Raw genomic sequence first — 13,368 nt, forward strand, 5'->3', positions numbered from 1 at the left:
GCCTCCGGCAACGGCAAGGGCCAGATCTTCGTGAAGGGCGAGGTCATCAAGACCGTCCCCGAGTCGAAGATCGTGGAGACCCTCATCGAGGAGGCCATGAAGCTGGCCGAACAGATGGAGGCGGCCGGTACCCCGTCCGGCGAACCGTCGGTCTCCGTCGCAGGCTGACCCGCCGGCTTCCGGACGCCGGCCGGGCTGCGGTCCTTCGGCCCGCCCGGCGTTCGCACGCCCCGGGCTTCCGCTCCCGGCCGGCTGAATGCAGCCCGTCCGGCGTTTGAGGTCGAGGCCCGTTCAGGGCCGACAGCGGGGGCCTGGGGACGACAGACCCCCGAAGACGGCACGGCGAGCCGATGCTCGCGGCAGGCGAACGCCGACCGAACACAGGGCAGCACGCCAAAGCTTCCGCAGGTACAGTGCGGAGATCAGCAGACCTGAGTGTGAGGCCCCGCGCGTGTTGACCCAGACCACCTCCCGGGTCCTCGAACCGAGCGACCTGGACGCCGCGCTCGCCGTCCTCGACCGCGAGCCGGTCGCCAACGCCTTCGTCACCTCCCGGGTACAGGTCGCGGGCCTCGACCCGTGGCGGCTCGGCGGCGAGATGTGGGGCTGGTACGAGGACGGCATGCTGACCTCGCTGTGCTACGCGGGCGCCAACCTCGTCCCCATCTGCGCGACGCCGAGGGCGGTGCGGGCGTTCGCCGACCGCGCCCGGCGCGCGGGCCGCCGCTGCTCCTCGATCGTCGGCCCCGCCGAGCCGACGACCCAGCTCTGGCGCCTCCTCGAGCCCCACTGGGGTCCCGCCCGCGAGGTCCGCGCCCAGCAGCCCCTCATGGTCACCGACCGCATGCCCACCGACATCGCCCCGGATCCCTACGTCCGCCGCATCCGCAAGGACGAGATGGACGCGATCATGCCCGCGTGCGTGGCGATGTTCACCGAGGAGGTCGGCGTCTCCCCGATGGCAGGCGACGGAGGCCTGCTCTACCAGGCCCGGGTCGCCGAACTCGTGGGCGCCGGCCGCTCGTTCGCCCGCCTCGACGACCGGGGCAGGGTCGCCTTCAAGGCGGAGATCGGCGCGGCGACGTCCCACGCCTGCCAGATCCAGGGCGTGTGGGTGGCCCCGGAGTACCGGGGCCAGGGTCTGGCGGCCCCCGGCATGGCAGCGGTCCTGCGCTACGCCCTGGCGGACGTGGCCCCCGTGGTCAGCCTCTATGTGAACGACTTCAACACCCCGGCGAGGCGCACCTACAGGAGGGTGGGCTTCCAGGAGGTCGGCGCTTTCATGAGCGTCCTCTTTTAGGCCCCCTGTAGGCTCCCCGCCATGGACCTCGTGATCGGCCCCTTGGACCTCCCCGCCCATGTGGACGAGGCCCTGGCCGTCCAAGCGATCGCCTTCGGACTGGGCCCCGACGAGGTGGCCGTGCGCAGACAGATCGTCCTGCGCCACATGGCGCATCCGGGTGCGAGGGCCTTCGGCGCGACCGCCGGGGACAGACTGGTCGGCTTCGTCTACGGCATGCCCAACGACCGCACCCACTGGTGGTCGACGGTCGTGCAGCCCTACCTCCGGGCCCAGGGCAACGAGCACTGGCTGGACGACTCCTTCGTGATCACGGAACTGCATGTGCACCCCGCCCATCAGAACCGCGGCGCGGGCCGGGCCCTGATCACCACGATCACCGACACCGCGGCCCAGCCCCGCTCGATCCTCTCCGCGATCGACACCGAGAGCCCCGCTCGCGCCCTCTATCGCGCTCTGGGCTACCAGGACCTGGCCCGCAGGGTGCTGTTCCCCAGCGCCCCCCGCCCGTACGCGGTGATGGGCGCCCCGCTTCCGCTCCTGCGCGGGTAACGGATTTCCGGCCCGCCACGCTCCCGGCTAACCTCCTAGCCATTACCCTCCCCACTCTCGGTTTCGCCCGAGCGGGGGGACCCCCATCGGCAGGAGTACGAGAACCATGGCGAACGCACCGGTCCAGCGCATGTCCCAGTTGATGGCGAAGACGCTGCGCGACGACCCGGCGGACGCGGAGGTCCTCAGCCACAAGCTCCTCGTCCGGGCCGGCTACGTCCGCCGCACCGCCGCCGGCATCTGGTCCTGGCTGCCGCTCGGCAAGAAGGTCCTCGCCAACGTGGAGCGCATCGTCCGCGAGGAGATGGACGCGATCGGCGCCCAGGAGGTCAGCCTCCCCGCGCTGCTGCCGCGCGAGCCCTACGAGGCGACCGGCCGCTGGGACGAGTACGGCCCGGAACTCTTCCGCCTCCAGGACCGCAAGGGCGGCGACTACCTCCTCGGCCCCACCCACGAGGAGATCTTCACGCTGATCGTGAAGGACCAGGCGTCCTCCTACAAGGACCTGCCGGTCATCCTCTACCAGATCCAGACGAAGTTCCGTGACGAGGCCCGCCCCCGGGCCGGCATCCTGCGCGGCCGCGAGTTCCTCATGAAGGACTCCTACTCCTTCGACACCGAGGACGAGGGCCTCGCCCGGTCCTACGCGCTGCACCGCCAGGCGTACCAGAAGGTGTTCGAGCGTCTCGGCCTCGACTACCGCATCTGCGCCGCGACCGCGGGCGCGATGGGCGGCTCCAAGTCGGAGGAGTTCCTCGCCCCGGCCGGCGCCGGCGAGGACACCTTCGCGGACTGCCCGAACTGCGACTTCGCGGCCAACACCGAGGCGATCACGTACGAGCTGAAGCCGGTGGACGCCGACGGCGTGGCCGCGCTCGAAGAGATCCCGACCCCCGACACCCCCACCATCGAGACCCTCGCCGCCTCCCTGGGCGTCCCGGCCTCCGCGACGCTGAAGAACCTCCTCGTGAAGGTGGACGGCGAGATCGTCGCCGTGGGCGTGCCCGGCGACCGCGAGGTCGACCTGGGCAAGGTCGAGGCGCACTTCGCCCCGGCCGCCGTCGAACTGGTCACCGCCGAGGACTTCGTGGGCCGCCCGGACCTGGTCCGCGGCTACGTCGGCCCGCAGGGCCTGGAGAAGGTCAGGTACATCGCCGACCCGCGCGTGGCGCCCGGCACTTCCTGGATCACCGGCGCCAACAAGGAGAACACCCACGCGAAGAACGTCGTCGCGGGCCGTGACTTCGAGGTCGGCGAGTACGTCGACGTCGTCGTCGTCAAGGAGGGCGACCCCTGCCCGAAGTGCGGCACCGGCCTCCACCTGGACCGCGCCATCGAGATCGGCCACATCTTCCAGCTGGGCCGCAAGTACGCCGACGCCCTCAAGCTCGACGTCCTCGGCCAGCACGGCAAGCCGGTCCGCGTGACCATGGGCTCCTACGGCATCGGCGTCTCCCGCGCGGTCGCCGCCCTCGCCGAGCAGAGCGCCGACGACAAGGGCCTGTGCTGGCCCGCCGAGGTCGCCCCGGCCGACGTGCACGTCGTCGCCGCGGGCAAGGCCCTGCAGACCGAGCTGGCGCTCGACGTCTCCGAGCGGCTGCGCGCGGCCGGTCTGCGCGTCCTGGTCGACGACCGGCCCGGCGTCTCCCCGGGTGTGAAGTTCACCGACTCCGAGCTGATGGGCGTACCGAAGATCCTGGTGGCGGGCCGCCGCTCCGCCGAGGGCGTCCTGGAGCTGAAGGACCGCAGGACCGGTGAGCGCGAGGAGCTCACGGTCGACGAGGCGATCGCGCGGCTGACGGCGTGATCCGACGCAACGTCTCAGGGAGTTCTGCCGGGGCGTATGGCTGCCTCACGGACTTCTCTCAGGCCGTTCCCCGACCGTAGGGCGTAATGACGTCACCGCGGAGGGGAACGGTCATGGCGCCCGGAGGAACGGGGGCCGCGGCAGCGGTCCGCGGGGTTGTGCGGCGCCGGCCGCCCTGGCCGCGGCCGTGACGCTCGCCGCGGCGGCCGGGGTGTTCGCCCTGGTCGGCACCATGCGGGCCGACGCCGACACAGTGGTTAAAGCCAGCTCGCGAACTCGAGCAGCAGCTCGGCGTCCCGCGTCCGGCCGACCCGCCGCGCCCGGACCCCCGACTCCACCGCCCGGAACAGCGTCCAGCCCCGCAGTCGGTCCTGGTCCAGTTCGAGCGACTCCGCGAGCCGCTTCACCCGGCGCCGGGTCGTCGCCGCTCCGGACGGTGAGGCGATCAGGTCCTCCACCCGGTCGCGGACCAGCCGGGCCAGGTCGAAGGCGCATTCGCCGACCACCGGATCCGGCCCCACGGCCAGCCACGGCATCCGGTAACCGGCCAGCACCTTGCTCTGCCGGAACGTGCCGTGCAGCAACCGGTGCTCGGGCGGCGCCGCCAGCAACTCCGCGCGGGCGGCGAGCGCCGCGTCCACCAGGGCGGCCACCTCGGGATCGGCCTCCGCACTGGCGCGCATCGCCGCCGCCTGCCGTCCCGTCCGGTCGGCCACGGACTCGAAGGAATGGCCGGCCGGTGGCTCCACCCACAGCCGCCGCAACGCCCCCGCCGCCTCCAGCAGGGCCTTCGCCTCGGCCAGCGACCGCACCGACACGTCGGGATGCAGCCGCTCGAGCAGCAGCGCCCCCGCGGTCTGCGGTCCTTCCAGCAACTGGACGGCGCCCAGGCCGTCCCAGTGCGCCAGCGCGGCCCGCTCGGCCTCCGGCCGGAACCGGGGCGGGGCCAGCTTCAGCACGGCCGGTGTCCCGTCCACCCGGCGCACGAGCACGACCAGGCTGGTCCGGCCGCCCGGCACCTGCACCCGGTCGACGGTCGACTCGCTCAGCGCCACGGCCAGTCGGGCCGTCTCCGGCAGCTTCTCCAACCAGCCGTCACCGTCCGGTGCCGTCTCACCGAGCGCCCTGACCAGACGCTGCGGCGGTTCGAAAGCCATGCGCGAGTCGTTCCCTTCGCTCTTCGGTCAAGCCGCCGGTGTCCCCGAGGGCGCCGCCGCCGTCGGCGTGGCCGCTGCCGGTGCGGAGGCCGAGCCCGTGGCCGGATCCGTACCGGTCCGCTCGGCGAGACCAGGGAAGGCTACGCTCCCGCCGCGCCAGCGCACCGCACGGACCGCCGCCTCCCGCAGCGCGCCCGCGGCCTCCCGGCGCCGTGCGTCCCCGGCTGCCCGCACCAGGTCGGAGTACACCCCGGCCACGCGTTCCTCCAGCTCCGCGGCGAGCCGGACCGCCGCGGCCGAGTCCGGCACCGGGAACGGCAGCGCGTAACCGGCGCTCGCGGCGACCGGTTCGGCCCCCAGGTCGCGCACCTCGCGCCCCAGCGCGTCCCGGCGCGCGCGGTGCGCGTCGTAGGCCGCCCGTGCCTCGGAGCGCCGCCCCTCGCCGATCCGGCCGCCGACCACCCCGTACCCGTACACGGCGGCGTGTTCGGCGGCCAACGCCGCCTGGAGTGCGGTCAGTTCCGGACTCGTCTCCTCACTCATCGCGTCCCCTCCGTCAGCAGATAGGCGTGCGCCGCACCGGCCGCCGCCACCGAGGCCAGCAGCCGGGCCAGTTCACCGGGGACGTCCAGCAGCTCCGTGGCCCTGCGGTCGGCGAGCGCCCGTTCGGCGGCGGCCAGCTCGGCGAGTGCGGCCGTGTCGGTGATCGGCACGGCGGACGGCACGGCCGCGGCACCGGCCGTGGGATCGGCGGATGCGGACGAGGCGGAGGTCGTGGAAGGAACCGTGGGGGAGTTCGTGGAGGAAGCGGAGGGGGACGTCTTCCCCGCACCGCCGAACGCCTCCATGTGCCGTACGAGCTCCGCCCGCAGCGGCTCCAGCCGCCCCGTCAGCGCCGGATGGACGGCGAGGACGGCGTCGTACCGTGCCACCAGCACGCTGCTCTCCCGAGCCGCACGCGCGCGTGCCCGGTCGGTGGCCGACGGGGTGCGGCTCGCGCTCTTCTCGGTCTCCTGCGTACCGGACGAGCAGCCCACGAGCAGCGCCGCTCCCGCGGCCGACGCGAGCAGGGATCTTCGGCGCGGTCCCGACGGGGTGCGCGAGGGGAGGGGCAACGGCACGGCGGACGTCCTCGGGGAAGTCGTACGGAACTGGTGGGCGGCGGGCCCGTGATCACCGTACCCGCGCGCCCGGCCCGCACCACTCAGCGGCACCGCACCGCGAGGGGCCGCCACCCTCCGTGCACAGGTGGACGGCAACACACCCTGCGACCGGATACCCTTTGACCAGACACGCGCCCCATCCCACAACAGCACACGCGGCCGAGGAGTCACCCGGATGAGCACCACCCAGAGCGAGAGGCTGCGAGAGCTCCTGGAACCGCTCGTCGTCTCCCAGGGACTGGATCTGGAAGAGATCGCCGTGGACTCCGTCGGACGCAAGCGGGTGCTGAGCGTCGTCGTCGACTCCGACTCCGGAGCGGACCTGGACCAGATCGCCGATGTGAGCCGCGCGCTCTCGGCGAAGCTCGACGAGACGGACGCGATGGGCGAGGGCGAGTACACCCTCGAAGTCGGCACCCCGGGCGCGGAGCGCGCCCTCACCGAGCACCGGCACTACCTGCGCGCCGTCGACCGGCTGGTGCGGTTCCAGCTCACCGAGGACGGCGAACTGGTCGCCCGGATCCTCGCGGTCGACGACGAGGGGCTCGACCTCGAGGTGCCCGGCGTGAAGGGCCGCAAGGCCACCGCCCGCAGACTCTCCTTCGGTGACATCGACAAGGCGCGCGTGCAGGTCGAGTTCAACCGCAAGGACAAGAGCGACAAGAACGTGAACGACGAGAACGACAACGACGAGAACGAGATGGAAGAGGAGGCGTAGCCGTGGACATCGACATGAGTGCCCTGCGGGGCTTGGTGCGGGAGAAGGAGATCTCCTTCGACCTGCTGGTCGAGGCGATCGAGTCGGCCCTCCTCATCGCCTACCACCGCACCGAGGGAAGCCGCCGTCACGCGCGCGTGGAGCTCAACCGGGAGACCGGGCATGTGACCGTGTGGGCGAAGGAGGACCCCGAGGACCTCGAGGAGGGGCAGGAGCCCCGGGCGTTCGACGACACCCCGTCCGACTTCGGCCGTATCGCCGCCACCACGGCCAAGCAGGTGATCCTGCAGCGCCTGCGCGACGCCGAGGACGACGCGACGCTCGGCGAGTACGCCGGCCGTGAGGGCGACATCGTCACCGGCGTGGTCCAGCAGGGCCGCGACCCGAAGAACGTGCTCGTGGACATCGGCAGGCTGGAGGCCATCCTGCCGGTGCAGGAGCAGGTCCCCGGTGAGACGTACCGGCACGGCATGCGGCTGCGGTCGTACGTCGTCCGGGTGGCCAAGGGTGTGCGCGGCCCGTCCGTGACGCTCTCCCGCACTCACCCCAACCTGGTGAAGAAGCTCTTCGCCCTGGAGGTGCCGGAGATCGCCGACGGTTCGGTCGAGATCGCCGCCATCGCACGTGAGGCCGGTCACCGTACGAAGATCGCCGTCAGGTCCACCCGTTCGGGTCTGAACGCCAAGGGCGCCTGCATCGGCCCCATGGGCGGCCGGGTGCGCAACGTGATGGGCGAGCTGAACGGCGAGAAGATCGACATCGTCGACTGGTCCGACGACCCGGCCGAGATGGTGGCGAACGCGCTGTCCCCGGCCCGGGTCTCCAAGGTCGAGGTCGTCGACCTCGGGGCCCGCTCCGCGCGGGTGACGGTGCCGGACTACCAGCTGTCGCTGGCGATCGGCAAGGAAGGGCAGAACGCCCGGCTCGCCGCCCGGCTGACCGGCTGGCGCATCGACATCCGTCCGGACATCGAACAGCCCTCCGAGTAGCTCCGAGCAGCAGAGGAATAGATCTCGGCCTGCCGGGGCTCAGATCACGACAGATGTAACGCGGCACCTGTTCGAATCCTGACCCGAAGGGGTGAGGTCGCCGCGGGGAGGTAGACTTAACAGTGTCTGGCCGGACGCACGCCGGAGCATGCCCTGAGCGCACCTGTCTGGGGTGCCGGCAGCGGGCGGCCAAGACGGAGCTGCTGCGCATCGTGGCGATCAAGGACGCATGCGTCCCCGATCCACGCGGTACGCTGCCCGGCCGGGGTGCGTATCTGCATCCCGCCCCGGTCTGTCTCGACCAGGCGGTACGCCGCCGGGCGTTCACGAGGGCGTTGCGAGCCCCGGGAGCGCTCGACACAAAGGCGTTGCGCCAGTACGTCGAGCAGACGACCGTTGCCGAACAGGCAACACCGTAAGAAGGCGTCGCACGGAACCTCCGTGCGGCTCTGGTACCCCGCGAGTTGGAAGTAGGTCGAGATTGCGATGAGCACTCGATGAGCACGCGATGAGTACGCCCATGAAGTAGCGACGGTCCGGACACACCCGGACCTAAAAGGAGCGAAGTGGCTAAGGTCCGGGTATACGAACTCGCCAAGGAGTTCGGGGTGGAGAGCAAGGCCGTCATGGCCAAGCTCCAGGAACTCGGTGAATTCGTCCGTTCGGCGTCTTCGACCATCGAAGCGCCCGTTGTCCGCAAACTGACTGATGCCTTCCAGGGCGGCGGCAAGCCCGCCCCGCGCAAGGCAGCCCCCAGGCCCGGCGCGCCTTCCCCGGCGCAAGGAGCCCGTCCGGGCCCGGCCGCACCGCGGCCGGCCGCCCCCAAGCCTCCCGCGGCGCAGACGCCCGCGGCCCCGGCTGCTCCGGCGGCCCCGGCCGCCTCGTCGGCCCCCGCGCCGGCGGCCTCCGGCCCGCGTCCGGGTCCCAAGCCCGCGCCGCGTCCGGCCCCCGCCGCCCCGGAGTTCACCGCTCCGCCGGCTGCTCCGGCCGCCCCCGCGGCTCCGGCCCAGTCGTCCGGCCCGAGGCCGGCCTCCCAGGGCCCGCGCCCCGGCGCGCCCCGTCCCGCCGGCCGTCCCGCGCCCGGTCAGGGTCAGGACCGTGGCGACCGCGGTGACCGCGGTGACCGCCCTGACCGCGGTCAGGGCCAGCGTCCGGCCGCCGCGCAGGGCCAGCGCCCCGGTGGCGCCGGTGCCCCGCGTCCGGGCGGTGCCCGTCCGTCGGGTCCGCGTCCGGGCAACAACCCCTTCACGTCCGGCGGCAACGCCGGCATGGCGCGCCCGCAGGCGCCCCGTCCGCAGGGCGCCCCGCGTCCCGGCGGCCCCGGTGGCGCTCCCGGCGCGGGTCCCCGTCCGCAGGGCCCCGGTGGCCAGGGCGGCGGTCCTCGTCCGCAGTCTCCGGGCGGCGCGCGTCCGTCTCCGGGCGGTATGCCCCGTCCGCAGGGCGCAGGCCCCGGCGGTCCCCGTCCCGGCGGTCCGCGTCCGAACCCGGGCATGATGCCGCAGCGTCCCGCTGCCGGCCCGCGTCCCGGCGGTGGCCCCGGCGGCCGCGGTCCGGGTGGCGGCGGCGGTGCGGGTCGTCCCGGCGGCGGTCGTCCGGGTGGCGGCGGCGGTTTCGCCGGTCGTCCGGCCGGTCCCGGTGGCGGCGCACGTCCGGGTGGCGGCGGCGGTTTCGCCGGTCGTCCCGGTGGTGGCGGCCCCGGCGGCGGTGGCGGCTTCGGTGGCGGCGGTGGCCGTCCCGGTTTCGGCGGTCGTCCCGGCGGTCCCGGTGGCCGTGGTGGCACGCAGGGCGCCTTCGGTCGTCCCGGCGGTCCCGCGCGTCGCGGTCGCAAGTCGAAGCGGCAGAGGCGCCAGGAGTACGAGGCCATGCAGGCCCCGTCGGTCGGCGGCGTGATGCTGCCTCGCGGCAACGGCGAGACCATTCGCCTGTCGCGCGGTGCGTCCCTCACCGACTTCGCCGAGAAGATCAACGCCAACCCGGCGTCGCTCGTCGCGGTCATGATGAACCTCGGCGAGATGGTCACGGCCACGCAGTCCGTCTCCGACGAGACGCTGCACCTCCTCGCGGGCGAGATGAACTACCAGGTTCAGATCGTCAGCCCCGAGGAGGAGGACCGCGAGCTGCTCGAGTCCTTCGACATCGAGTTCGGCGAGGACGAGGGCGAGGACGAGGACCTGGTGGTCCGTCCGCCGGTCGTCACCGTCATGGGTCACGTCGACCACGGTAAGACCCGACTGCTCGACGCCATCCGCAAGACGAACGTCATCGCGGGCGAGGCCGGCGGCATCACCCAGCACATCGGTGCCTACCAGGTCGCGACCGAGGTCAACGAAGAAGAGCGCAAGATCACCTTCATCGACACCCCGGGTCACGAGGCGTTCACCGCCATGCGTGCGCGTGGTGCGAAGTCGACCGACATCGCGATCCTGGTCGTCGCGGCCAACGACGGCGTCATGCCGCAGACGGTCGAGGCGCTCAACCACGCCAAGGCGGCCGAGGTCCCGATCGTCGTCGCGGTCAACAAGATCGACGTCGAGGGTGCCGACCCGACCAAGGTGCGCGGTCAGCTGACCGAGTTCGGTCTGGTGGCCGAGGAGTACGGCGGCGACACGATGTTCGTCGACATCTCCGCCAAGCAGGGTCTGAACATCGACTCGCTGCTGGAGGCCGTGATCCTCACGGCCGACGCCTCGCTCGACCTTCGGGCCAACCCGAGCCAGGACGCGCAGGGCATCTCGATCGAGTCCCGTCTCGACCGCGGCCGTGGTGCCGTGGCGACGGTCCTCGTCCAGCGAGGCACGCTGCGGGTCGGCGACACGATGGTCGTGGGCGACGCCTACGGTCGTGTGCGCGCCATGCTCGACGACAACGGCAACAACGTCGCCGAGGCCGGCCCGTCGACGCCGGTCCAGGTCCTGGGCCTGACCAACGTCCCGGGTGCGGGCGACAACTTCCTCGTCGTCGACGAGGACCGCACCGCCCGCCAGATCGCCGAGAAGCGTGCCGCCCGCGAGCGGAACGCCGCCTTCGCCAAGCGGACGCGCAGGTTCTCCCTGGAGAACCTGGACGCCGCCCTGAAGGCCGGCGAGGTCCAGCAGCTGAACCTGATCATCAAGGGTGACGCTTCCGGTTCGGTGGAGGCCCTCGAGTCCTCCCTGCTCCAGCTGGACGTCGGCGAAGAGGTCGACATCCGTGTCCTGCACCGCGGCGTCGGTGCGGTCACGGAGTCGGACATCGACCTGGCCATGGGCTCGGACGCCATCGTCATCGGCTTCAACGTCCGTGCGGCAGGCCGCGCGGCGCAGATGGCCGAGCGCGAGGGCGTGGACGTCCGGTACTACTCGGTCATCTACCAGGCGATCGAGGAGATCGAGGCGGCCCTGAAGGGCATGCTGAAGCCGGAGTACGAGGAGTTCGAGCTCGGTACGGCGGAGATCCGCGAGATCTTCAAGTCGTCCAAGCTGGGCAACATCGCCGGTGTCCTGGTCCGCTCGGGCGAGGTCAAGCGCAACACCAAGGCGCGCCTCATCCGCGACGGCAAGGTCATCGCGGAGAACCTCAACATCGAGGGCCTGCGTCGCTTCAAGGACGACGTCACCGAGATCCGTGACGGTTACGAGGGCGGTATCAACCTCGGTAACTTCAACGACATCAAGATCGACGACGTCATCGCGACGTACGAGATGCGGGAGAAGCCGCGGGTGTAAGCACCCATGGTCCGGACCGGCCGGCGGGGGATCGCTCCCCGCCGGCCGGTCCGGCGTCCGGCGGACGCATGAGCGGGGTAAAACCCCGTCGAGCCGCCGCCGGGATCGTTGTACCGTTCTCGATGTCCCTGCCGCATGGACGGCAGGGCCATCGATCCCGTACCGGCGGGTGAACCGGTTACACACATGTACGTGGGGACTCTGTCCTTCGACCTCCTCCTCGGCGACGTACATTCGCTGAAGGAGAAGCGCTCCGTCGTCCGTCCGATCGTCGCCGAGCTCCAGCGCAAGTACGCGGTGAGCGCGGCCGAGGTCGACAACCAGGACCTCCACCGCCGGGCCATGATCGGCCTGGCCGTGGTCTCCGGTGACGCGGAGCACCTGACCGATGTGCTGGACCGGTGCGAACGGCTGGTCGCCGGGCGCCCCGAGGTGGAGCTGCTGTCGGTCAGACGCCGCCTCCACGGCGAAGACGACTGACCGACCGACACAATGCAAGCGAAGAAAGAACGGGAGACGGACCAGTGGCCGACAACGCGCGCGCCAAGAGGCTGGCGGACCTCATCCAGCAGGTGGTGGCCCAGAAGCTGCAGCGCGGGATCAAGGACCCGCGGCTCGGCTCCAACGTCACCATCACGGACACCCGGGTCACGGGTGACCTCAGGGAGGCGACGGTCTTCTACACCGTGTACGGGGACGACGAGGATCGGGCGGCAGCGGCCGCCGGCCTGGAGAGCGCCAAGGGCGTGCTGCGTTCCGAGGTCGGCCGCGCGGCGGGCGTGAAGTTCACGCCGACGCTGGCCTTCGTCGCCGACGCCCTGCCGGACAACGCCCGCACCATCGACGACCTCCTCGACAAGGCGCGGGCCGCCGACGAGAAGGTCCGCGAGGTGTCCGCGGGCGCCGGGTACGCGGGCGACGCCGACCCGTACAAGAAGCCCGGCGACGAGGACGAGACGGACGACTCCGCCTGATGAACCGCAAGCAGACCGCGCCCGACGGCCTTGTCATCGTCGACAAGCCGTCGGGCTTCACTTCGCACGACGTCGTGGCCAAGATGCGGGGGATCGCCAAGACCCGCCGCGTCGGCCACGCCGGCACGCTCGACCCGATGGCGACGGGCGTCCTCGTCCTCGGCATCGAGAAGGCGACGAAACTCCTCGGGCACCTGGCGCTCACCGAGAAGGAGTACCTGGGCACGATCCGGCTCGGCCAGACGACCCTGACGGACGACGCGGAGGGCGAGATCACGGGGTCCACGGACGCCTCGAAGGTCACCCGGGACGCGATCGACGCGGGCGTCGCGGAGCTCAGCGGCGACATCATGCAGGTGCCGTCCAAGGTCAGCGCCATCAAGATCAACGGCGTCCGTTCCTACAAGCGGGCCCGCGACGGCGAGGACTTCGAGATCCCGGCCCGTCCGGTCACCGTCTCCTCCTTCTCGGTGTACGACGTCCGTGACGCCGTCGCCGAGGACGGCACCCCGGCCCTGGACCTGGTCGTGTCCGTCGTCTGCTCCTCCGGTACCTACATCCGGGCGCTCGCCCGCGACCTGGGCGCCGGCCTCGGCGTCGGCGGACACCTCACGGCTCTGCGCCGCACCCGCGTCGGCCCCTACAAGCTGGACTCGGCGAAGACGCTCGACCAGCTCCAGCAGGAGCTGAGCGTGATGCCGATCGCCGAGGCGGCCACCGCCGCGTTCCCCCGCTGGAACGTGGACGCCAAGCGGGCCCAACTGCTCACCAACGGCGTACGCCTGGAGATGCCCGACGAGTACGCCGACGCGGGCGCCGTGGCCGTCTTCGACCCCGAGGACCGCTTCCTGGCCCTGGTGGAGCAGCAGAAGGGCAAGGCCAAGAGCCTGGCCGTCTTCGGCGGTTGAGACTGGGTCCCGGACGTCTTCCGGTGCCCGTGGAGCGGCGAACACGGGGTTGTGCTGCGCCGCCGCTCCACGGTCCCCCCTCGGTTCCCCCACCCC

General features: G+C 71.9%; 13 protein-coding genes and 1 pseudogene. 11 read left to right on the top strand and 3 right to left on the bottom strand.

All coding sequences use genetic code 11. From position 1 onward, the window contains the following. From ACIPFH_RS41955 to ACIPFH_RS41970, 4 genes and pseudogenes are all read left to right on the top strand, one after another. A pseudogene (locus ACIPFH_RS41955) lies at window positions 1–168 on the top strand (4-hydroxy-3-methylbut-2-en-1-yl diphosphate synthase); the annotation flags it as partial. 283 nt (window positions 169–451) lie between these two features. Next, window positions 452–1,300, top strand: coding sequence for a GNAT family N-acetyltransferase (locus tag ACIPFH_RS41960; RefSeq protein WP_401835204.1), 849 nt, complete (start codon window positions 452–454; stop codon window positions 1,298–1,300). Between the two features lie 21 nt (window positions 1,301–1,321). Then, on the top strand, window positions 1,322–1,852 hold the full coding sequence (locus tag ACIPFH_RS41965; protein ID WP_356261223.1) for a GNAT family N-acetyltransferase: 531 nt from the start codon (window positions 1,322–1,324) through the stop codon (window positions 1,850–1,852). 106 nt (window positions 1,853–1,958) lie between these two features. Then, entirely contained in the window at window positions 1,959–3,659 is a 1,701-nt protein-coding gene (locus ACIPFH_RS41970; RefSeq protein WP_401835207.1) for a proline--tRNA ligase, read from the top strand. Between the two features lie 257 nt (window positions 3,660–3,916). Here the strand turns inward: ACIPFH_RS41970 and ACIPFH_RS41975 are convergent, their stop codons facing one another. Genes ACIPFH_RS41975 through ACIPFH_RS41985 form a run of 3 tightly spaced genes read right to left on the bottom strand, consistent with a single transcriptional unit; the run spans window position 3,917 to window position 5,937 of the window. Next, window positions 3,917–4,816: an aminoglycoside phosphotransferase family protein gene (locus ACIPFH_RS41975; protein ID WP_401835208.1), complete on the bottom strand. Its 900-nt coding sequence runs from the start codon at window positions 4,814–4,816 to the stop codon at window positions 3,917–3,919. 27 nt (window positions 4,817–4,843) lie between these two features. Beyond that, window positions 4,844–5,359, bottom strand: a complete 516-nt coding sequence (locus ACIPFH_RS41980; RefSeq protein WP_401835210.1) for a ferritin-like domain-containing protein — start codon at window positions 5,357–5,359, stop codon at window positions 4,844–4,846. Next, window positions 5,356–5,937 (bottom strand): hypothetical protein, encoded by a 582-nt coding sequence (locus ACIPFH_RS41985; RefSeq protein ID WP_401835213.1) that lies wholly within the window; start codon window positions 5,935–5,937, stop codon window positions 5,356–5,358. The genes ACIPFH_RS41980 and ACIPFH_RS41985 overlap by 4 nt, the downstream gene beginning before the upstream one ends. Window positions 5,938–6,154: 217 nt before the next feature. Between ACIPFH_RS41985 and rimP the strand changes: the two genes are divergently transcribed. The 7 genes from rimP (at window position 6,155) to truB (ending at window position 13,272) form a co-directional block, all read left to right on the top strand. Further along, window positions 6,155–6,697 (top strand): ribosome maturation factor RimP, encoded by a 543-nt coding sequence (gene rimP / locus ACIPFH_RS41990; RefSeq protein WP_401835214.1) that lies wholly within the window; start codon window positions 6,155–6,157, stop codon window positions 6,695–6,697. A 2-nt stretch (window positions 6,698–6,699) separates the two neighbouring features. Then, window positions 6,700–7,686: a transcription termination factor NusA gene (gene nusA / locus ACIPFH_RS41995; RefSeq protein WP_356261238.1), complete on the top strand. Its 987-nt coding sequence runs from the start codon at window positions 6,700–6,702 to the stop codon at window positions 7,684–7,686. A 122-nt stretch (window positions 7,687–7,808) separates the two neighbouring features. Beyond that, complete coding sequence (locus ACIPFH_RS42000) at window positions 7,809–8,105, top strand: YlxR family protein (protein WP_401835216.1); 297 nt, start codon at window positions 7,809–7,811, stop codon at window positions 8,103–8,105. 147 nt (window positions 8,106–8,252) lie between these two features. Continuing rightward, window positions 8,253–11,390, top strand: coding sequence for a translation initiation factor IF-2 (gene infB, locus ACIPFH_RS42005; RefSeq protein WP_401835218.1), 3,138 nt, complete (start codon window positions 8,253–8,255; stop codon window positions 11,388–11,390). Between the two features lie 186 nt (window positions 11,391–11,576). Next, complete coding sequence (locus ACIPFH_RS42010; protein ID WP_356261253.1) at window positions 11,577–11,870, top strand: DUF503 domain-containing protein; 294 nt, start codon at window positions 11,577–11,579, stop codon at window positions 11,868–11,870. Window positions 11,871–11,914: 44 nt separating this feature from the next. Continuing rightward, the gene (rbfA, locus tag ACIPFH_RS42015) at window positions 11,915–12,364 is read left to right on the top strand and encodes a 30S ribosome-binding factor RbfA (protein WP_356261245.1); all 450 of its coding nucleotides are present in this window, start codon (window positions 11,915–11,917) and stop codon (window positions 12,362–12,364) included. Next, window positions 12,364–13,272 carry a tRNA pseudouridine(55) synthase TruB gene (truB, locus tag ACIPFH_RS42020; protein ID WP_401835221.1) on the top strand — a complete coding sequence of 303 codons (909 nt, stop codon included), beginning with the start codon at window positions 12,364–12,366 and terminating at the stop codon, window positions 13,270–13,272. Before rbfA ends, truB begins: the two co-directional genes overlap by 1 nt. The last annotated feature ends 96 nt before the right edge of the window (window positions 13,273–13,368 follow it).

The sequence above is a fragment of the Streptomyces sp. NPDC088157 genome, from assembly GCF_044741545.1.
Lineage (GTDB): Bacteria > Actinomycetota > Actinomycetes > Streptomycetales > Streptomycetaceae > Streptomyces.

What these genes read in the sequence shown, in the direction of transcription:
- rimP (WP_401835214.1), top strand. Translation starts at nt 6,155, where the DNA reads ATGAGCACCACCCAGAGCGAGAGGCTGCGAGAGCTCCTGGAACCGCTC.
- ACIPFH_RS41975 (WP_401835208.1), bottom strand. Translation starts at nt 4,816, where the DNA reads ATGGCTTTCGAACCGCCGCAGCGTCTGGTCAGGGCGCTCGGTGAGACG.
- ACIPFH_RS41980 (WP_401835210.1), bottom strand. Translation starts at nt 5,359, where the DNA reads ATGAGTGAGGAGACGAGTCCGGAACTGACCGCACTCCAGGCGGCGTTG.
- truB (WP_401835221.1), top strand. Translation starts at nt 12,364, where the DNA reads ATGAACCGCAAGCAGACCGCGCCCGACGGCCTTGTCATCGTCGACAAG.
- ACIPFH_RS42010 (WP_356261253.1), top strand. Translation starts at nt 11,577, where the DNA reads ATGTACGTGGGGACTCTGTCCTTCGACCTCCTCCTCGGCGACGTACAT.
- ACIPFH_RS41965 (WP_356261223.1), top strand. Translation starts at nt 1,322, where the DNA reads ATGGACCTCGTGATCGGCCCCTTGGACCTCCCCGCCCATGTGGACGAG.
- ACIPFH_RS41970 (WP_401835207.1), top strand. Translation starts at nt 1,959, where the DNA reads ATGGCGAACGCACCGGTCCAGCGCATGTCCCAGTTGATGGCGAAGACG.